Source organism: Mesorhizobium sp. W016, assembly GCF_054719485.1.
Window position 1 is genome coordinate 4,073,939 of sequence record NZ_JBTTIF010000002.1, and the last position, 19,103, is coordinate 4,093,041.

At 60.8% G+C, this 19,103-nt stretch carries 15 protein-coding genes; 11 read left to right on the plus strand and 4 right to left on the minus strand.

The window, feature by feature from the left end:
* The first annotated feature begins 2 nt into the window (after window positions 1–2).
* The 6 genes from ACYG9V_RS20255 to ACYG9V_RS20280 are packed head-to-tail and all read left to right on the plus strand — an operon-like array spanning window position 3 to window position 11,809.
* Window positions 3–629 carry a phage connector family protein gene (locus ACYG9V_RS20255; protein ID WP_352763376.1) on the plus strand — a complete coding sequence of 209 codons (627 nt, stop codon included), beginning with the start codon at window positions 3–5 and terminating at the stop codon, window positions 627–629.
* On the plus strand, window positions 630–3,353 hold the full coding sequence (locus ACYG9V_RS20260) for a phage tail protein (protein WP_352763375.1): 2,724 nt from the start codon (window positions 630–632) through the stop codon (window positions 3,351–3,353).
* A complete protein-coding gene (locus ACYG9V_RS20265; protein WP_352763374.1) occupies window positions 3,353–3,712 on the plus strand; it encodes a hypothetical protein in 360 nt (119 codons plus the stop codon). The genes ACYG9V_RS20260 and ACYG9V_RS20265 overlap by 1 nt, the downstream gene beginning before the upstream one ends.
* On the plus strand, window positions 3,694–4,191 hold the full coding sequence (locus ACYG9V_RS20270) for a hypothetical protein (protein WP_023805206.1): 498 nt from the start codon (window positions 3,694–3,696) through the stop codon (window positions 4,189–4,191). Before ACYG9V_RS20265 ends, ACYG9V_RS20270 begins: the two co-directional genes overlap by 19 nt.
* On the plus strand, window positions 4,191–7,598 hold the full coding sequence (locus tag ACYG9V_RS20275; RefSeq protein WP_352763372.1) for a transglycosylase SLT domain-containing protein: 3,408 nt from the start codon (window positions 4,191–4,193) through the stop codon (window positions 7,596–7,598). The genes ACYG9V_RS20270 and ACYG9V_RS20275 overlap by 1 nt, the downstream gene beginning before the upstream one ends.
* Window positions 7,598–11,809, plus strand: a complete 4,212-nt coding sequence (locus tag ACYG9V_RS20280) for a hypothetical protein (protein WP_352763371.1) — start codon at window positions 7,598–7,600, stop codon at window positions 11,807–11,809. The genes ACYG9V_RS20275 and ACYG9V_RS20280 overlap by 1 nt, the downstream gene beginning before the upstream one ends.
* Here the strand turns inward: ACYG9V_RS20280 and ACYG9V_RS20285 are convergent.
* Window positions 11,806–12,021 (minus strand): hypothetical protein, encoded by a 216-nt coding sequence (locus ACYG9V_RS20285; RefSeq protein WP_352763369.1) that lies wholly within the window; start codon window positions 12,019–12,021, stop codon window positions 11,806–11,808. The genes ACYG9V_RS20280 and ACYG9V_RS20285 overlap by 4 nt on opposite strands.
* Between ACYG9V_RS20285 and ACYG9V_RS20290 the strand changes: the two genes are divergently transcribed.
* The 5 genes from ACYG9V_RS20290 to ACYG9V_RS20310 all read left to right on the plus strand — a co-directional run bounded on the left by ACYG9V_RS20290 (window position 12,011) and on the right by ACYG9V_RS20310 (window position 17,239).
* Window positions 12,011–15,094, plus strand: coding sequence for an autotransporter outer membrane beta-barrel domain-containing protein (locus ACYG9V_RS20290; protein WP_352763367.1), 3,084 nt, complete (start codon window positions 12,011–12,013; stop codon window positions 15,092–15,094). The genes ACYG9V_RS20285 and ACYG9V_RS20290 overlap by 11 nt on opposite strands.
* 38 nt (window positions 15,095–15,132) lie before the next feature.
* Window positions 15,133–15,984 (plus strand): glycoside hydrolase family 108 protein, encoded by an 852-nt coding sequence (locus ACYG9V_RS20295; RefSeq protein WP_352763365.1) that lies wholly within the window; start codon window positions 15,133–15,135, stop codon window positions 15,982–15,984.
* Complete coding sequence (locus tag ACYG9V_RS20300) at window positions 15,984–16,283, plus strand: hypothetical protein (protein ID WP_352763362.1); 300 nt, start codon at window positions 15,984–15,986, stop codon at window positions 16,281–16,283. The genes ACYG9V_RS20295 and ACYG9V_RS20300 overlap by 1 nt, the downstream gene beginning before the upstream one ends.
* A gap of 103 nt (window positions 16,284–16,386) precedes the next feature.
* Window positions 16,387–16,728: a DUF1515 family protein gene (locus tag ACYG9V_RS20305; RefSeq protein ID WP_352763360.1), complete on the plus strand. Its 342-nt coding sequence runs from the start codon at window positions 16,387–16,389 to the stop codon at window positions 16,726–16,728.
* 205 nt (window positions 16,729–16,933) lie between these two features.
* On the plus strand, window positions 16,934–17,239 hold the full coding sequence (locus ACYG9V_RS20310; RefSeq protein WP_352763358.1) for a hypothetical protein: 306 nt from the start codon (window positions 16,934–16,936) through the stop codon (window positions 17,237–17,239).
* A gap of 174 nt (window positions 17,240–17,413) precedes the next feature.
* Here the strand turns inward: ACYG9V_RS20310 and ACYG9V_RS20315 are convergent, their stop codons facing one another.
* From ACYG9V_RS20315 to ACYG9V_RS20325, 3 genes are all read right to left on the minus strand, one after another.
* Complete coding sequence (locus ACYG9V_RS20315; protein WP_352763354.1) at window positions 17,414–18,385, minus strand: hypothetical protein; 972 nt, start codon at window positions 18,383–18,385, stop codon at window positions 17,414–17,416.
* A gap of 125 nt (window positions 18,386–18,510) precedes the next feature.
* Window positions 18,511–18,882 carry a hypothetical protein gene (locus tag ACYG9V_RS20320; RefSeq protein ID WP_352763352.1) on the minus strand — a complete coding sequence of 124 codons (372 nt, stop codon included), beginning with the start codon at window positions 18,880–18,882 and terminating at the stop codon, window positions 18,511–18,513.
* Window positions 18,879–19,097: a hypothetical protein gene (locus ACYG9V_RS20325; protein ID WP_352763350.1), complete on the minus strand. Its 219-nt coding sequence runs from the start codon at window positions 19,095–19,097 to the stop codon at window positions 18,879–18,881. Before ACYG9V_RS20325 ends, ACYG9V_RS20320 begins: the two co-directional genes overlap by 4 nt.
* Between the last annotated feature and the right edge of the window lie 6 nt (window positions 19,098–19,103).

The window sequence follows — 19,103 nt, forward strand, 5'->3', positions numbered from 1 at the left end:
CGATGACGGACCAGCTTTCCCTTTACAACGGCGCGCTGATCAAACTCGGTCAGCCGCGCCTGTCGGCCCTCACCGATGAGGGGAAGGCGCGCCGTGCGCTCGATGCCGAATATGCGAAGACCGTGAAGGGCTGTCTCGAAGCCGCATTCTGGAATCACGCCATGCGGTTTGTACAGCTCGAGGCCACGCCTTCGGTCGGCAGCAATTTTGGCTATCAGTATGTGTTCGACAAGCCGGATGACTGGCTGCGCACCGCTGGCGTGACCTCAGACGGCTTTGGCCGCGTGCCGCTGCTTGACTATGACGACCGCACCAGCCGCATCATGGCGAATATCTCGATTATCTATCTCCGCTATGTGTCGAACGATGAGGACTATGGCCTGGATCTCGGTCAGTGGCCTCAAACCTTTGTCGACTATGTCGAGACGTGCCTTGCCTGGGCGACATGCGAGGAAATAACGGGCTCGGCTGAGCGGAAAGACCGACTAGAAAAGGCGCGGGACAAGGCGAAATACAAGGCTTCGAACACCGATGCCATGAATGAGGCGGTAACCAGATACCCGCCTCCTGGGCGGCTGGTCCAAAGCCGTGGCTCTTCCTCGCGTAGCAGGCCCTACGGGCTCCGCTAAATGGCAAAAACCAATGCGCCACTGCTGGCCTTCAACCGGGGGCTGGTTTCCAGCTCTGCGCTAACGCGGGTTGATGTCGATCGCATCCGCTTGTCTGCGGAAGCGATGGAAAACTGGCTACCGAAGACGGCCGGCTCGATGTTCCTCCGCCCTGGCACTGGCTACCTCGGCACAAGCCGCAACAATGCCTTCGCTATCGACATTCCCTTTGTCGCTGCAACCGACGACACGGCGCTAATCGAGATGGCAGACGGCAAGATGCGGGTCCGCATCAACGATGTGCTGATTTCGCGCGTTTCGGTCGCCACGACCATTTCAAACAGCACCTTTGCAACGTCGACCAATTGGACCGATGCATCGACCAGCGGCGGCACGTTGGCCTTCGGGGGTACAGGCTTGGTCCTGAACGCGGTCAATGTCGGCGGGCTGGCTGTTTGCCAGCGGCAAATTACGGTGGCCGGCGGCGACGCCAACAAAGAGCATGCGCTCAACATAAGCGTGACGCGCGGTCCTGTGACCTTCCGTTGCGGCTCAACCTCGGGTGGCGATGACTACATCAGGGAAACCACACTGCGCACTGGCGCCCATAGCTTGGCCTTCACGCCTACCGGCAACTTCTGGGTCCAGTTTCAAAGCGACCTGGACATCAACAAGATTGTTGCATCCTGCCAAGTCGCGTCGACCGGCACGATGGAACTGGATATCCCGTATGCCGCGACCGATCTGCCCTATGTCCGCTGGGATCAGTCCGCAGACGTTCTCTTCCTGGCCTGCGATGGCTTCCAGCAGCGGCGCATAGAGCGGCGCGGAACTGGCCGGAGCTGGTCAATCGTTCGCTATGCGCCTGTAAACGGCCCGTTCTTCGCTGGCCGATCGGCAAAGGTCAAACTGAAGGTGGCGGCGACCAACGGCAACACCACGCTGACATCGGATCTGCCGTTCTTCAAGCCTGAGCATGTCGGCGCACTGTTTCGCGTCTTCAATGAGGGCGTCAACCAAAGCTATCGGCTCGGCGCCGAACTGACTTTCACTGATCCTATGCGCGTGACGGGGCTCAACACCTCGGATTATTTCGACCGGAATTGGTTCTACACTGTGAGTGGAACTTGGGCTGGAACCTTGCGCTGGCAGCGTTCATTCGATGGGCCAGAAATCGGGTTCAAGGATTTCCGCCGCGCTACAGGAACGAGCGGGCAGGATATAACGGGCAACACCGGATCGACACAAAACAACGACGACGACGACAACGCCATCATTTACTACAAGCTGGGTTTCAAGCCTGGGCTGTATACGTCTGGAACGGCGGTCGTAACCGTCTCCTATGATGGCGGCGGCGGCAATGGTGTCTGCCGCGTGGTTGGGTATACCTCAGCCACGGAAGTTGATGTCGAAGTCCTGAGCCGCTTCAACGCCACCAGCTATTCCGACAACTGGCAAGAAGGCATCTGGTCCGATCGACAGGGCTGGCCTAGCGCCGTGGCCTTCGATAAGGGCCGGCTCGGCTGGGCCGGCAAGTCGCGCTTCATCTTCTCGGTGGCGGATGACTACGAGAATTTCGACCCGGACTTTGAAGGCGATAGCGGGCCGATAAATCGAACCCTCGGAGCCGGGCCGGTCGACACCATCAACTTCATGCTCTCGCTCAGCCGGCCGATCATTGGCACGCCAGGCGGGGAGTTCTCGATCAAGTCGACATCGTTCGATGAGCCATTGACGCCGCAGAATGCACAGGCTGGCATTCCTTCAACCCAAGGCTCTCGCCAAGGCGTGGCCGCAGCTAAAGTCGACAGCAACGGCATCTTTGCCCAGCGCTCGGGAAAACGTATTTTTGAATTGGTGATGAATGCCAAGACATATGAGTACTCTCCCCAAGACCTGACGCTGCTCTGCCCGGACCTGACCGGCAACGCCAATGTCGTCGGCATGGCAATTCAGCGCCAGCCGGACACGCGTGCGCACGTTTGGCTCGATGACGGTTCGGTCGTGTTGCTCACCTATGAACCGTCCGAAGACGTGACTTGCTGGTCAAGGTGGCGCGCTGGCGGCTCTGGCTTCATCGAAGGCGTTTCGGTTTTGCCTGGTGAAGACGAAGACCAAGTCTTCTACCGGGTTCGCCGCACTGTCAGCGCCTCAACGGTTCGCTATCTCGACAAGGTGGCGCTCGAATCGGAATGTCTGGGCGCCACCATGAACAAGATGGGTGACAGCTTCGTGGTCATCCCTGCGGTGACCGGAACGTCTGTGACCGGCCTTTCGCATCTGAACGGCCTGGGCGTGGTCGCCTGGGGCGCTGGGAAGTATCTTGGCGCTTACACGGTCGCGGCTGGCGCAATCACGCTGACCGCTCCTGTGGCGGCTGCTGATGTCATGGTGGGCCTGCCTTATGTCGCGCGCTACAAGTCGACCAAGCTGGCCTATGCCGCTGCGGCGGGTACGGCACTCAGCCAAATCAAGCGCGTGAACTATGTCGGCCTGATCCTGGGCCGGGTCCACAATGACGGCATCGAAGTCGGCCGCGATTTCACCAACATGGACAAGCTGCCGCGCCTGTACCAGGGCAGGCCCGTCACGGCCGATGAAATCTTCACCGAATACGAAGAGCCGGCAACGGCTTTCGGCGGCGAATGGAAGCCAGACAGCCGCCTTTGCATCCGTGCCACGGCGCCGAAGCCCTGCGTTCTCAACGCGGCGGTCGTCACTGTCGAGACCAACGATAAAGTCTGATGGTTCACGAAGTCGTGCCGCTCACGCGGGAACACCTCACCGAATGGTATGGCGACAAGGGCAGCGGTCCAACGGTGCGCGGTATCGCCGGCATTGTTGACGGCAAGCTGGCGGCGGTCGCCGGGTTCTGGTTCTCGCGGGGCAACGTGATTGCGTTCTGCTCGCTGAAGCCTGAGGCGCGGCCATACCGCCACGCAATTCATCGGACGGCGCTGGCCCTCATGCAGGAAGCCAAGACGCGGCACAAGCGCATCATTGCGCTCTGCGACCGTGACGAAAAGACCTCGGCGAAATGGCTCTCGCGGCTTGGTTTCAAGCCTGACGAAGGGGACGTGTGGACATGGCAGACTTCGGAATAACTGAGGTTCTAGCGCTCGTCGGTGCCGGCGTGTCGGCGGCTGGCACGCTTGCGGCCGGCGCTGCGAAGAAGAGCGCGGCCGATTACCAGGCGGCGCAGCTTGATCAACAGGCGAAGGAAGAGACGGCAGCGGCCCAACGTGAGGCGGAACGCGCCAAGAAGGAGAAGAACTTCGTTCTGTCGCGGCAACAGGCTGTGGCGGGTGCCTCCGGCCTCGGCGCGCTCGATGAGACGGTGCAGGACCTGGCCGGCGACATCGCCACGCAAGGCGCGGTCAACGAAGGCATGATCCGCTACGGCGGCGAAGAGCGCGCAAAGGGCAGGCGGGCTCAAGCCGCCTCGGCGCGCATGGAAGGCAAGGCGGCGCAAACCGGCTCCTACTTCGGCGCGGTCGGCACGTTGATGGATGGCGTGGGCTCGTTCGCGAAGGATTGGAACCCGACGCCATACGCGGCGCCGTCCTCGGGGATCTATTACTAATGGCGCTGAAACTGCCTGGCGCTGAAGACCTGAGCGCGCCGACCAGCGGTCGTTCGGGCCGACCGATTGCGAGCTTTGACACCTCGGCCATCGGGCAGGGCGTGGCCCAACTCGGCGCCGGCCTGCAGTCGATGTCGAACAGCTTGAAGGTTCGGGAGACCAAGGCAAAAGAGACCGTCGATAAAACTGAGCTCTTCGACACGGAAAGCCGTTACCAGCAATTCAAATCCGCACAGGCGCAAGCCCTGACCGCTGCCGGCGACAAGGCAGAACCGGGCGCGTTCGGCTTCAAAGAACAGTACCAAGGCGCCTACAAGGAAGCCGCCAAACAGTTCATGACGACCGTGCCGCCGGAGCTGAAGCCAGTCTATGATGCCAAGCTTTTCAGCACGGAAGAAAGCCTGATCAACGGCGAAGGCGGCGCGGGCGATTTCGAGCGAAAGCAGCGCAAGGCCTATTACAAAACCAATGTCGATGAAGGCCTGACCGCCATTGAAAGCCGGCTCTATAGCGACCCATCGAAATTCGATGACGCGGTCTTCGAAGGCAACAACTTCATCGATGCGATTCCCGACGAAGACGTAAACCCGATTGAGAAGGATGCGTTGCGCCGTGGCTGGAAGGCTAAGGCGCAGATGGCGGCGCTCAACGGCATGAAGCCTGCCGATCGGCTGCGGGCTCTCGGTGAGGCTCCGGGGCAGGACGATATCATCAACGCCATGAAGGGCGTCGAAAGCGGTCATGATCCGAACGCTGTTTCCGGTGCCGGCGCAATCGGTGAAATGCAAGTCATGCCGGACACGGCAGTCGAGATTGCGGAAGAAATCCAAGATCCGAACTTCCCGCGCACGCCTGAGGCACAGGCCGAATATCTGAAAAATGAAGACGTGTCGAACAAGTACGGCCGGTACTATTTCAACAAGATGCTGGCTCGCTACGATGGCGACACGGAAGCCGCTCTCATTGCCTACAATGGCGGCGCCGGCCGGGCCGACAAGTGGCTTGCCAGCGGTCGCAACGATGCCGTCATCCCGCAAGAATCGGCCGACTATTACAAGAAGGTTCTCGCCAAGACCAAAGGCAGCGACGGCGCCGCACAGTCTGCGCCTCGTGGCCTGAAAGAAGCTGGCAACATCGACCTGAACGCGCGGCCGGTGGTGAAGAATGCTGACGGCACGATTTCAACCGTGCGCTCGATGTCGTTCGAAGAGGACGGCAAGGAAATTCTGATCCCGACCGTTTCGGACGATGGCAAAATCCTGAGCGATGCCGACGCCATCAAGCTCTATCGACAGACCGGCAAGCACCTGGGCAAGTTCGACAATGCCGACGACGCCACGGCATACGCTCAAGACCTCCACAACGCGCAAGCGAAGCAGTACGGGGGCGAAGACCAGCCGGTCATCATCGGCAACCAGGCGGGCCGCGTCGGCAGCGCTGACGTTGCCGGCGTCAACAGCGTGGTCTTGTCGCGCTTCAAGCAAGTGCAGAACGCTTTTGGAGCGTCCGTGCCTATCGTCTCGGGCTTCCGTGATCCTGAACGCAATGCGAGGGCTGGCGGGGCTCGCAAGTCCGAACACATGCACGGCAACGCGCTGGACCTCGATGTCAGGAAGCTTTCACCCGATGAGCGCGTCCGGCTGATCCAGACCGCTTCATCGCTCGGCTTTACCGGCATCGGCGTCTACGCCAATTCCCTGCATCTCGATATCGGTTCGCGCCGGGCCTGGGGCGCCTCGCATCATTCGGACAGTGTTCCGATGTGGGCGCGCGATGCCATCGCCGCGCATATGGCGGGCAAGTCCGTTCCGCTCGGGCAGCGCGGCGGCGCCGGCTTCAAGGTCGATTCCCGCTTCGCGGATATGGATTACGTTTCGCGCGATACCATCGCCAAGGGCGCGCAAAAGGACATTCAGACCGAAGCGACCGCAACCCGCATTCAGCAGCAGGCGCAATACAAGGCCTATGACGACGCGATGGGGCTCAACATCGAAACTGGCAAGATTGTCAGCGAAGACCAGATCCTCAGCGACCCGATGCTGGACGATGGCGATATCACCAAGCAGTTGAAGGCGTTCCGCTCGAAGCAGAAGGAAGACGGCGGCGTCGGCGCGCTGGTGTCGGCTATCCTGGCCGGAAGCCCGGCGGCCTCGATCAACAGCTTTGATGGCGACCAGAAGTCGCTTGGCAACAAAGCCTATGATGCGATGATCAAGGTGACGCCAGAAGAGCAACAGCCGGTTGTCACGCAAGGCTTCGTCAAAGCGACCGGCTACATTCCCGACACGCTACAGGCTCAAGTGAGGCAGGGCGCCGCGTCGAAAGACCCGGCCGTCTTCGCCGCTGCCATGTCGCAAGCCGATGCGCTGCAGACCGTGGCGCCTGTCTCGTTCGGTGCTGTCGAGGGCGCGGCCGACATTCGCGACAAGCTCGCGGCCTTCCGCCATTTCGTCAATGATCGGGGCATGTCCGGCGAAGAGGCCTCGCAGCGCATTCTTGCGATGGATGACCCCGCAAAGAAGGTGAACCGTGAGATTCTGAAACCCGGTCTCGACAAGTTCACAAAAACCCTGACCGTGGCCGATGTCACCAGCGAATTTGATCCCGGCATCCTGTCACCGGAGCCCGGCGCCGGCATCATGCCTTTGCAGACAAGCGCACTGATGGCCGAATACAAGGAAATCGCGGAAGAGAAATTCTATGATAGCGGCGGCGACGAAGGCGCGGCGAAGGCTCAAGCCCTGGCCGAACTGAAAACCCGCTGGAATGTCAGCAACATATCGGGCGCACCTAACCTGATGCGCCTGCCGCCTGAGCTGCACTATCCGCCGATCGACGGCAAATATGACTACCTGCGCACCGACGCCATGAAGACGGCCGAAACCTACGTGGCCGGCCTGCATGACGGGCGCAAGGTCGAAAATGTCGCCATCATCCCTGACGCGACGACGCGGGCCGATATCGAGAGGAAGCGCCCACCGCGCTACCGGCTTTTCTACCAGTACTCCGAAGGCGGGCAGACCAAGTTTGATGAGGTGTTTGCGGGGCAGTGGGGCATCGATCCGAAGACCTTGAACGTGGGCGTAGCGAAGGGCGCGGAAGATGCAAAGAAACGCTTTCTGACCCGCCACGCCGTCGATGACCAGGCCAACGGTATCGACCGTGCTGCGGTCGCCAAGGCAAAAGCCATCAACGCCGACCCGAACACGCAAGACTTCATCCGGGCGCTCAATTCGGAAGCGACCATCGGCGCCGGCCGGGTTCAATCGGATCTGGTGCGCCGCAAGGGTGCCGAAGACGAAACACCGTCCGCGCCGGCCGAAGCCAAGCCGCCACAGAACCCGCGCGGCGGCGGCGATCCCAATGCCGGCAAGGCGTTCCGTAGTGGATCGGGAGGCAACCTGTAATGCCGATTCTCGATTATCCCGAAGACCGGCCGGCGCTCGGCACGTTTGGGGCCGTCGACTACAAGCCGGCGGAAACCGAAGTGGCGCCGGATACGGCAACGCTTCTCGGTGCTGCCTTCCGGCAAGGCAACACGATTGGTTCGATGGCTTCGAACAAGCTGGCCGGCGTCGACCTCGCCACGCGTGAAGACGGCTTCACTGGCGATGTCATGTGGGAGAAAATCAAAGGGACGCCTTACGAAAAGAATTGGGATCGGTTCGCCAATGTTTTCAACGCGCCTGGCTTCGAGGCCATGAAGGCGCAAATCGACATGGAAACCGAAGACCGGCGCACGATCGACGCGGCCGGCTGGTGGGGGACCGGCGCGTCTGCCCTGGCCGGCGTGGTCGATCTGCCTACGCTCATTCCTGGCGGGGCTGTCGTCCGTGAAGCGACCATCGGCGCCACGGTAATCAAGGGCGCTCTTCGCACGGCGGCGGCCGGCGCCCTCGGGGCTGGCGTTTCTGAAATCGCCCTTCAATCGACGCAGCAGACGCGGCCCATTGCTGAAAGCGCGATGGCTGTTGGCGCCGGTACTATCCTCGGCGGCCTGCTCGGTGCTGGTGTGGGCGCTATGTTCTCCCATGCCGAAAGAAAGGCCGCATTCGCCTCGGTCGAAAAGGCGCTGCAGGAACACGTTCCCACGCCTGAAGAAGTGGCGGCTCACGCTGAAGGCGTTGGCATGGGCGCGCAAGCGGTCGACAAGCCTGTCCTCGGTGACTACGGCATCGCCTCGGGCGCCAAGTCGGTCGGCGCTCTGCAGTCGGGGTTCAACCCGCTGCTGCGCGCCGCTCATAGCCCCTCGGCGCCGTCTCGCGAGATAATGGCGAACATGGCCGAAACTGGCTTCTACCTCGAAAAGAACGTGCGGGGCGAAGGCAACCTCGCGGTCGAAAGCGCGGTCAAGTATTGGGATCGGGGCGCCCTGACCAAAGCTCTGGAAGACATGCGCGGAACCTATGCCAAGGCGCGAAAAGAGCCTGGCTTCGACATGACAAAGGAAGAGTTTCGCACGGCTGTCAGCAAGGCGATGCGCCGTGGCGATGTCGGCGAAAACGATGCGGTTTCGGCGGCGGCTCAATCCTGGCGCAAGACCCTCTTCGACCCGCTTAAGGACGAAGCCATTGCCGCCGGCCTGCTGCCGGCCGATGTGAACGTCAAGACGGCAACGTCCTACCTGACCCGCCTCTGGAATTCGAACCGGCTGAATGCTGGGGAAGGGCGCTTCAAGGCCATCGTCAAGCCGTGGATCGATGACCAGCTTTCGCAGCTCGAATTCAAGGCCGATGAAATCAAGGTCGGCAACCGGATTGTCGATGCTGAAAAGCAGCGCGAAACCTTCGGCAAGGTCTCCGAACGTCTCGACAATATCGAAAGCCGCCTGACCGAACGCCAAGGCATCCGGGAACGCAAGGTGGCTTCTCTCGGCCAACTGCAGCAGACCAGGCAAGACGTGCTGAAAGAGCGGGCGCCGGCCGATGTGGTGCGGATGCTGCGCGGTGCCGATGAGAATGGCGTGATGGCCGACACGGTAAAACAGGCGAGGGCGGCCGAACGCTCGGCCAATCGAAAGCAGACCTTCGCTGAACGGTCGCCGATCCTGGCGCTGATCAAGGCAAAGGGCGGCATTCGTGTCGGCTCGAAGCTCGACAATGAGCTGCGGGCAATGGGTGTCACGCCTAAGACCCATCCGGGCATGTTCATTAAAAAGGGTGGCATCGGCGATGTCGACAACTTCGTCCACGCCGAAGACGAAATGTTTGCGAACCTTCCGCAAGACGGCAACGGCTATGTCGACCCGGTGGCGGTTATGGAATCGATCCGCTCGGAGCTGAGCGGCAATCCCCTGCGCACGCCAGAGGAAGAGGCTACAGCGGCGGCGATGGACAATCTGGACAAGGTGGCGGCCGAATGGCTGGACCGCGTGGGGCTGGCTCCCAACGCCTCGGTGAAGGATGTTCGCGACTTCATCGGCCGCGTGACCGGCGCCGAAAAGAACACCGCCGGCATCGACACGCGCATCTCTCGCTTTGAGCAAGAAATTGAAGCCTTCGACCAGGCAACCGACGCCATCGTCAATGAAAGCAAAATAACTGCGGCCGAAGCGAAGACGGTAGGCGAAGAGCTGGAAAAGCTGGAAGCCGAACTCGATGCGGTGAAGGATCTGTCCAACTCGTCGCCGCGCGTGGCGCTGGTGGTCGACTACGGCACAACCCGCCGCGACCTGTTCAAATCGAAGCTGAAGGAACGCAACCTTTCAAAGCGCGTCGAAGCCCTGAAGCGGCTCGATGCCGAAGGCGGCGCGAATGATGAAATCCTGGCCGAACTGTCGGCCAAATCGATCGAACTGGACCGGCTGCGCGCCAGCATCGGAGGGCTCAAGGCAAAGGCTGACAAGCTCGAACCGATGATGCCCAAGGTGAAGCAGGAGATTCCCGAATTTGTCTCGCCGGCCGACCGTGCCGATTATGTCGGCGGCATCGTTGACGAAATCTTTTCGCAGCTCACCGGCCGCGCAAACCAGGGCATGCCGTCCTACGATATGACGATGTCTTCGCGCGGGCCTCTGAAGGAACGCACCTTCAACATTCCAGACCACCTCATAGAGGACTTTTTAGAACACGACATTGAACTGATCGGGCGCCGCTATGCCCGCGTCATGGCGGCCGATGTCGAACTGACGAATATGGACAAGCGCCTGGGCGGCGCCGGCAAGCCAACACTGGCAAGCCAGCTCGATCGGGTGAAAAACGAATACCTGATGCTCCGCAACGCCATCGAAGACAATCCGGCCTTCACTGATCCCAAGGCGAAAGCCAGCGCTTTGAAAGCGCTCGCCAAGAGCGAGAAGAGCGACGTTGAAGACATAGCCGGCGTCCGGGATCTGCTGCGCGGGCAGTACAAGGTCGACACGCAACACACGAATTACGCTCGGGTGCTGCGCATGGCCGGCGTGTTCAACTTCATGCGCTCGCTCGGGGGTGTGGTGGTCTCATCGCTGTCTGACGCTGCCCGGCCTCCGATGGTCCACGGCATGGGCCGCTACATGAGCGAGGGGATAGCGCCGCTCCTGACCAATCTGGATGCGGTCAAGCTGGCGGTTGAAGACGCGAAGCTTTTGGGCGCCGTGACGGAACGGTCACTGCAAGGCCGGCTTGCGACCATGGCCGAACTTGCCGACCCTTATGCCAGCAACTCGCCCTTTGAACGGTTCATCGACAACGCCGCGAACGTCTTTTCCAAGATGACGCTGCTGCCCTGGTGGAACGACATGCACAAGTCCATTGCCTCGGTGCTGGTGCAAAACCGCCTGCTGAAAAACGCCGCGGTTGATTATGAAAGCCTGGCGCCGGCCGAACTGAAATATATGGGCTTCCTCGGCATCGATGCTCACATGGCCGAACGGATTTCGAAGCAGTTTGCCGAGTTCGGCGATGTCGACGGCAACGTCCACATTCCGGGGGTTGGGGGCTGGACCGATGAGGGCGCCCGGCGTGCCTTCGCCGCTGCGGTCAACAAGGACGTTGACAGCATCATCGTCACCAAGTCGGTGGCTGATGTGCCGCTGTTCGCGCATACGCCGACCGGGCGCGCTCTGCTCCAATTCAAAAGCTTTGCCCTGGCGTCAAATCAAAGGGTGCTGATGCGCGGGCTGCAGGAAGGTCCTGGCTCGTTCATCACCGGCATGGTCGGCATGTCCACGCTGGGGATGCTGGCTTTCTACGTGAAGCAAGTCGAGAGCAACCGGCCGCTGAATGACAACCCTGGCCGCTGGATGGCGGAAGGCGTCGACAAGTCCGGCATTTTCCAGCTCGCTTTTGAGGTGAACAACACCTGGGAGAAATTGGGCGGCTCTGGCATCTACGCTCTGTCCGGTGCGGCATTCCCTGACAAGACGCAGCGGGCGCCGGCCTCGCGCTACGCGAACCGTGACGCCTTTGGCGCAATCCTCGGCCCGACATTCCAGCTCGGCACCGATGCGGCGCAATTGCTCGGCATCGCGGCCCGGGCAACGCATGGCGATATCGACCTGAAGGATGCGGACATAAACCGCGCAATCGGCATGACGCCGTTTGCAACGCTGCCCTATTGGCGGTGGATCATTGAAGGCGGGTTCGGCCTGGATGATGCCGGGCTAAAGCCACAGCTCAAGCAAGCGGTCGCCAACTAGCAATCGGTGTCGTCTGACCGACCACCGTAATTCCAGCACTTATCGGAACTGCTGCCACCGGCAATGAAGCTCGTCACCGCAAAGGCGACGCCGGCCAGCAACAGCATGCCGACCACAACGCCAAACCCGCTGAAGCGCGGGTCGCGCCAGAACCCAGGCTGAGCCGGGACAACCTTCTTTTTAGCTGCGGAGTCCATCAAAATGGCAACCACTTCGGTTGATCAAGTGACTGGCTATGGTGAAACCGTAGCATACAAGGCGCCTTGCCGCCTAGCGACCACCGGCAACATCACGCTGAGTGGTTTACAGTCGATCGACGGAAGCGTCACGGCTGCGGATGACCGGGTGCTGGTGAAAGACCAGACCGATGGCCGGGAAAACGGCATCTATATCGCTTCTTCCGGCCTCTGGCAGCGCGCGCGGGATCTGGACAGCAACCGCGACGTGACCAAGGGAACGCGGGTCAGCGTGACAGATGGCGCGGTCAACATCGGCACCGTCTGGCTGGTCTCGACCAGCAACCCGATTGTCGTTGGAACCAGCGTTTTGGCCTTCGTGCAGGAAGGGTCACAGGTCTATCAGGCCATTCTTGCACCAAGGAACAAGGGCGTTTTCGGGCAAAGCAACGCGGTCCTAAAGGGAACCTCGGCGCTGTGGACGCCAAGCCCTCTGCATCGCATCTACACCAACGACAACGCGCACCCGGAAACCGTCACCGGGGACGAAGAATGGGCGCTCGTCACCAACGATGACACCAACGAAATCACATGTGCGCTGACGAATGAATCGACCAACGACCAGGTGCCCATCAACCAAGTGGTTGTCGGCTATGGCGGCGTGCCTATCAGCCATTTCCTCGGCGGGCAAAAGCTCACCTGGTCGACCAACACGGCAAACACCGATCCGGGAGCTGGCGGCATCAAGTGCAACAACGCAAACCCGGCTCTGGCAACGTTCATCTATGTCAGCGCGATCGACCGCAACGGCGTCGACCGTAGCTTTGACTGGACCTTCCTGAATATCTCGCCGAACAATCAACCGCTGCGCATCCGCAACGAAGCCGAAACGGTCTTGGCGCAGTACTTGGTCACGGGCGCACTGACGATCAATTCCGGCTGGTACGCTATCCCGGTTGGCACCTATAGCGGGCCGGGTGGTCTCACGAATGGGCTTGCCTGCCGGGCGCTCGGCACGGCAACCGATCTGTGGGAGGCAACCAAGGCGCATGTGCCGCTCGCGCTGGCAGCGGCCGGCGAAACAATCTTGCACGAAGGCCACTGGCGCGGTTGCGAAAGCGACAAGGGTGCGCCGTCATGGATACCCCAAGACCTGGCGGAATTTCGCGCCCGGCTGGAAACTCAAGACTGGTGGCCGGTCGGCACTCCCCTGGTCATCCATGGCTGCACAAGCTCCGTGCAGACGGCTGACGTGCAATTCGATGACGTGAACGTGCAGCTTGAGACGTTCGCCTCGCAGACGCCTGAAAGCTGCCGCTTCGAATATCCTGCCGCGTGGGCACGTGATCCGTGGTGGTCGGGCGGTGCGGACTTCTACTATCACATGATGCCTGACGGCATGGTCATGCAGGGCATGGCCAGCGAGCTTGCGCGCCAAGGCTACGGCATCGGGCTGCGCTACAATACGGGCGTCAACCGGGTCACCGGCACGGAATACATCGGGGGCCTCGTCGCGGCACAAGATGGCGTGGTGCGGGGGCAGAACGTTGCCCGGTCCCTGACCGACCTCTTCTACAATTTCCTCAACCATGCCAGCAACACGATTGGCCGCACGGTGCAGGCAAGCACCAACCTTGCGCAGATATTCGCGCAAGCGCCGGCCGCTGGCGGGCTCATGGGCCTGCTGACCTCGGGCATGACCTCGATTATCTCGGGTGTCGGCACGCGGATTAGCTTCAAGCCTGGTGGGGTGGAAAAGGTCTACGTTGACGCAACGGGCCTGATCGTCCCAACAGGCAGCACCGTCTACCTGGGCGACGCTCCCGCCACTTCGAATTCAGCGGCGCACAAAGGCTATGTCGACGGCGCAACCATTCCGATCGGCTATCTCGACACGGACGGCACGCTGGCCGCAAACAGTGACGTAAAGGTCGCTTCGCAGAAGGCGGTCAAAACCTACATGGACGGGCGCATCGCGGCGCAAGATGCGATGGTCCACAAGGGTGTCATCGACTGCTCGGCCAATCCGAACTATCCGGCGGCTGACCGTGGCTGGACCTATCGTGTGTCGGTCGCCGGCAAAATCGGCGGCGCCTCTGGCACCAACGTCGAAAACGGCGACCTGATCATTTGCCAGACTGATGGCACTGCATCGGGAACGCAAGCGGCGGTCGGCGCGCAATGGGACGTGATCCAGACCAATATCGATGGCGCTGTGGTCGGCCCGTCTTCGGCCACGTCCGGCAATCTGTCGACGTACAACGGCACGACCGGCAAGGCTATTCAGGACAGCGGCGTTGCCGTCTCGATCGATGGCACGATGGCATCGAACGTCGACATAAAGGTCCCGACCGAAAAGGCGATACGCACCTATCTCGTTGCGACCTATCAGGCAATCACGGCGGCTTTGACCTCATGGGTGGCAATCACCCGCGCATCGGGCTTCGACGCTTTCGTTGCCGCGCCGACATCGGCCAATCTCTTGGCGCTGCTGACAACCAAGACCGGCACCGGCTCGAACGTCTTCGGCACCAGCCCGACGCTGACAACGCCGGCCGTCACGACGCGCATTGAACCGGACCTGGACGGAACGGCCGACCTCGGCCAATCCTCGAAGAAATGGGGTAATGCCTGGTTCAAGCTCGGGTCGGTCTTCACCTTCGGCGCCGATCTGCTGACGCACTCGTCCGGCGTCCTGTCGTGGTCCAGCCACTTCGTCGCGTCGGGGTTGATGTCGGCTGCGGGCGGGCTGTTCTCGACCGGCCCGCTGGCTGGTGTCGGCTATGCGGCCGGCTGCGGCGGCACTGTCACGCAGGCAACCAGCAAAGCAACCGGCGTGACGCTTAGCAAGGTGTGCGGGCAGATCACCATGAACGGGGCAGCGTTGACGGCTGGCACGATTGTCAGCTTCGTTGCGACCAATACTGCTTTGGCGGCGACTGACGTTCTGGTGCTCAACCATATCTCGGGCGGCACCATCGGTTCATACACGCTCAATGCGCGGTGCGCTGCTGGGTCGGCGACTATCGACGTGCGCAACAACACGGCCGGCTCTCTGTCTGAAGCCATCGTCATTCAGTATGCCGTCATCAAGGCGGTCAACGCCTAACACCTCCCACAACTCGAAGACTGCCGAAAGGAACTGCCATGGCTGTTTCACGCGAGAAGGAATCGCTTGCCAAGGTGCTGGCGCACGAAGGCGGGTACTCGAACAATAAGAAGGACCCGGGCGGGCCGACCATGAAAGGCGTGACCCAGCGGGTTTATGACGCCTATCGGAAGGGCAAGGGGCAGGCCACGCGCTCGGTGCGGAGCATCACGACCGACGAGCTTAACCAGATTTACGACCGGCAATATTGGGACGCGGTGAAGGGCGATCTGCTTCCCGATGGCGTCGATTACGTGCTGTTCGACGGCGCCGTCAATTCGGGGCCTGGTCGCTCCATCATGTTCCTTCAGCAAGCCCTGCGGCCGGTCTACACCGGCAACATCGATGGCGTCATGGGCATGGGTACGATTACCGCGCTCAAGGCGATCAACAACAACGACGCGCTGATTGACCGGATCTGCGATGCCCGGATGAACTTCCTGCGCCACCTCGGCACCTTCGCCGTCTTCGGCAAGGGCTGGTCGGCCCGCGTGAAGGAAGTCCGATCGATCGGCAAGGCCTGGGCAACCGGCGAAACGCCGCAAGCCGCGAACTTCATTGAAGGCGGGCAGGCAAAGGCGCTCGTGCAGGACGCGAAGACTGCGCCGTCGACCGCGCCGGCTGATGCCGCCATCGGCGCCGGGGGCGGTGGCCTCGGTGTGTCTGGCACGCTCCAAGGCCTTCAGGAACAGCTCTCGCCGCTTTCCTACGCCAGCGAGTGGATCACCAAGATTGTGGTCGTCCTCGCTTTGGTTAGCGCTCTGCTGCTGATCTGTGGCGGTGCCTATCGCTGGTGGACCAACCGCAAGGCCAAGCGCCTGGCTGAAGCGCTCGGCACGGTGCCGGCCTGATGTTCGGGTTGCTGGACTGGATCAAGCTGGGCGTCGGCGCTGCGGGCGGCGCCGTCCTCGCTGCTGCTGTCGTCTATCCGGTCGCGCACTGGAAAGGCGACACGCAAGGTTACAACCGCCGCGTCGCCGAAGTGGCGGCGGCCGACCTCAAAGCCGAACTCGAAAGGAAGGGCGACAATGCGAAGCTCAACGGCATGTCTGACTTTGATTTGTGTGTCTCTGGCCTTCGCGGCAACGGCTTGCCAGTCGACGCCTGCGAGCAGTTGCGCGGGGTTTCTATCGAACAGCCTGAGCCCTGAAGGGACCATAGCTTTGATCAAGGCAAACCGCCCTGGCTACGAGCGCGTGATAGGCAATGACCGCAACGGCCAGCGGCGCAAGTGCTGGAAATAGCAGGGGCAGATGTCGCAAAGCAGCGTGGAGCGGACCCTTGGAATTCTGCTGGGAAAGGTCGAAGGCATCGAGGATCGGCTCGACCGCGCCGACGAAAGCCGCACCAGTATTCACAAAGCCCTTGATGAAGTGGTGATGCGCACGACACACCTTGAGTCCGATGTGCTTGCCGTCAAAAACAAGACCGATGCCATCCAAACGGTCACCGACGATGTGAAGCAGCTTCGCCAGCGCGCGCAAGGCGCCGGCACGATGGGGCGCTGGCTGATTAGGATCGGGATCGGCGTTGTCACGTGTGCCGGCTGGCTGGCCGCAATGTACACTTGGGCGACTGGTCGGCCGCCGCCATGAGCCGGGCTCTGCTTTTGCGTTTTGGGAACCATTTCAGCGCAAGCAAATTGAATCGCGGTTTTGCGAGTCAGTCATGCGTTTGAAATTCATCTCGCCTTTTAGACATCATTAATTTATGCGTGCTTTCTAACAAGCTATGTCATTCAACACCTTCACCCGGATCTGGCTTGGCCTGGGCCTCCTAAAGCGGGCCACGAACCCTAATATGACAAAGAGTTTTGAGATCCTGGTGGGAAGCATGGCGATTGGAGCCGTTCTCGCAAATCTTTGCATGCCGGCGAACGCCGCAGTTGGCGACGACGGGACCACTGCCCCCACTGGCACGAGCGGTGCCACTGTCGGAACCGAATCCCCCGACAATCCGACCAATACGGATCTGCCTCGCATTGTCGACGCTATGTCGAGCGCCGAAATCACTCGGTTCAAGAAGCGCTGCATCGACGTGATCGAGAGCCGGGGCGTTTATGATCGTGACCTGCGCCAGCTCTGCCTGCTGATCTGGCGCCACTAACCAAACCGTTCGCAAGTGCCGGAGCTGTCGACATGACACTCTCCAGTTTCGACAGTAGAGGCCCGCCCACCGAAAGGTTGGCGGGCTTTTAGCTAGCGGCCCTTACCCTACGGTTGGGTAAGTGTTTCCGCCCGATTATCGTGCCCTAAAAGCGCATCCCCTCGATCGCCATCTTCACTGCACTTCCCAATCATACCCACCGTCTAAGTCCGAATGCGTGGCCCTGAAGGTTTCAAGATAGTCGACTATCTGACGGTCGTTCGGGTCGAAAGCTTGCCAATGTGGATCATCATCGACGTTGGCCAGATCGAGAAATTCGGTGATGTCCACCCCGCCATTGAGTGTGGCGACGCCAGAGTTCAAGCCGATGTATCTCCGGTTGAAGTCAATGCGAAAATCCGGTGACCGGAAGAACTTGGCCCTGTCGCAGTCCGGGAAAGGCCGGGCTCGGAAGTGGTCCATCAAGCGCTGCTTTTCCGCGATGCCTTCAGTAACTGAAAGCATGTGCGTTTCCGGCCGTGACAGACTTTCGTTGATCCGGCCGGCCGGCTTCCTCATGGCGCCCCAGAGGTGAGGCAGGCCAATTGCAGAGAAGAAATCCTGACCGATCGATTCGCCGGGCCAGAATTTAGGGTTGTATGGTCGAACGTCCACACGATCAGGTCCGAGTGCCTCAACAAACGGTCGCAGGATTTCGCAGAAATCAAGTTGATATTCCGCGACTTCGATGGGGCCCGTCAGGTAGTCTTTGACGCATTGCGAATACACGCTCTCAAGCAAATGATCGAAGCGCCTGAGGTAAAACACCAACTTCACCTCGGCGCCAATATCCAACAAGCCTTGGAAAAAAGAGGGATGAGTACTCGCTCGCGAAAATTCCTCGCCTGATATCAGCAACGTTTCGCAATCGGAATCGAGTGCGAAGAACGCGCCAACGTTCTGCTCAAACGACTTGCCGTGGTCGTAACCGATTGCGGCGATGCTGTGCTGCGGCCCGAACGCTTCATTGGCCGAGTCGTGTGGTTCGGGGTAAAGGATCGAGTTCGCCGCTAACAGATCCCGATTGGAAGCCAGACTCGCCTGAAGATAAGAGCTTCCAGTCTTGTGAATTCCGCAATGCAAAATAAACTTCTTATAGCGCCTCAATGGAAGCCACTCCCGTTCACTCCTGATTCTTTATCCAGGCGCCTCTGCGTGCGCTCGGGAACGATACCATGGACCGCAGCTGGTGGCGTTACCCCGAATGCATACGGCAAGGCAAATGACGGACGCTAGGCGGTCGCGACGTAGCGGCGCCGCTTCCAATCGAACGAAACGCCGGCCGGGGCCTGAAACCCTCGCGCCGGCTTTTTTGTGCCTTCGTGCCGGGCCTGCTGGCGCTTGGCCTTCCTGATCCTCGGCAAGTCCTGGGTGTGGGTCTTGGCCTCGCCGCAAGCGAAATGAGCCGGGCCGCAGTTGGTGTTCAAGTCCGGGCCTAGCAGGGCGAGGGCGCGCTTATGTTCGATAATCCAGCGGTCGTTGCGGCGGTGGATCGGCTCGCCGCATAGGCAGCAAGGCGCGACGTTGTGGCCGGTGCAATGCTCGGTGAAGATGGCTTGCCGGCGCGCGGCCGACATGCGGGCTCGGGGCGTGTTGGTGGTCACGGCCTTTCCTTTAGTTGGACGCCTGGCCTGCCATGGTTCAAGAATTCGACGCCAAGGCCTTCCAATGCCCGCTGTACCGCCTGCACGTTTTGCGAGCGGCCGGCGATGGGTCCGGCTCCGGCCGCCTCCATGCTTCGGATTGTGTTGACGTTGACTTTAACAAGGTCGGCGACTTCCTTTTGTTCGATCCCGATCAAGGCTCGTGCGGCTTTCAATTGATT

Excerpts from the sequence above, each read along its gene's own strand:
- ACYG9V_RS20255 (WP_352763376.1), top strand. The coding sequence starts at position 3 with ATGACGGACCAGCTTTCCCTTTACAACGGCGCGCTGATCAAACTCGGT.
- ACYG9V_RS20260 (WP_352763375.1), top strand. The coding sequence starts at position 630 with ATGGCAAAAACCAATGCGCCACTGCTGGCCTTCAACCGGGGGCTGGTT.
- ACYG9V_RS20265 (WP_352763374.1), top strand. The coding sequence starts at position 3,353 with ATGGTTCACGAAGTCGTGCCGCTCACGCGGGAACACCTCACCGAATGG.
- ACYG9V_RS20270 (WP_023805206.1), top strand. The coding sequence starts at position 3,694 with ATGGCAGACTTCGGAATAACTGAGGTTCTAGCGCTCGTCGGTGCCGGC.
- ACYG9V_RS20275 (WP_352763372.1), top strand. The coding sequence starts at position 4,191 with ATGGCGCTGAAACTGCCTGGCGCTGAAGACCTGAGCGCGCCGACCAGC.
- ACYG9V_RS20280 (WP_352763371.1), top strand. The coding sequence starts at position 7,598 with ATGCCGATTCTCGATTATCCCGAAGACCGGCCGGCGCTCGGCACGTTT.
- ACYG9V_RS20290 (WP_352763367.1), top strand. The coding sequence starts at position 12,011 with ATGGCAACCACTTCGGTTGATCAAGTGACTGGCTATGGTGAAACCGTA.
- ACYG9V_RS20295 (WP_352763365.1), top strand. The coding sequence starts at position 15,133 with ATGGCTGTTTCACGCGAGAAGGAATCGCTTGCCAAGGTGCTGGCGCAC.
- ACYG9V_RS20300 (WP_352763362.1), top strand. The coding sequence starts at position 15,984 with ATGTTCGGGTTGCTGGACTGGATCAAGCTGGGCGTCGGCGCTGCGGGC.
- ACYG9V_RS20305 (WP_352763360.1), top strand. The coding sequence starts at position 16,387 with ATGTCGCAAAGCAGCGTGGAGCGGACCCTTGGAATTCTGCTGGGAAAG.
- ACYG9V_RS20310 (WP_352763358.1), top strand. The coding sequence starts at position 16,934 with ATGACAAAGAGTTTTGAGATCCTGGTGGGAAGCATGGCGATTGGAGCC.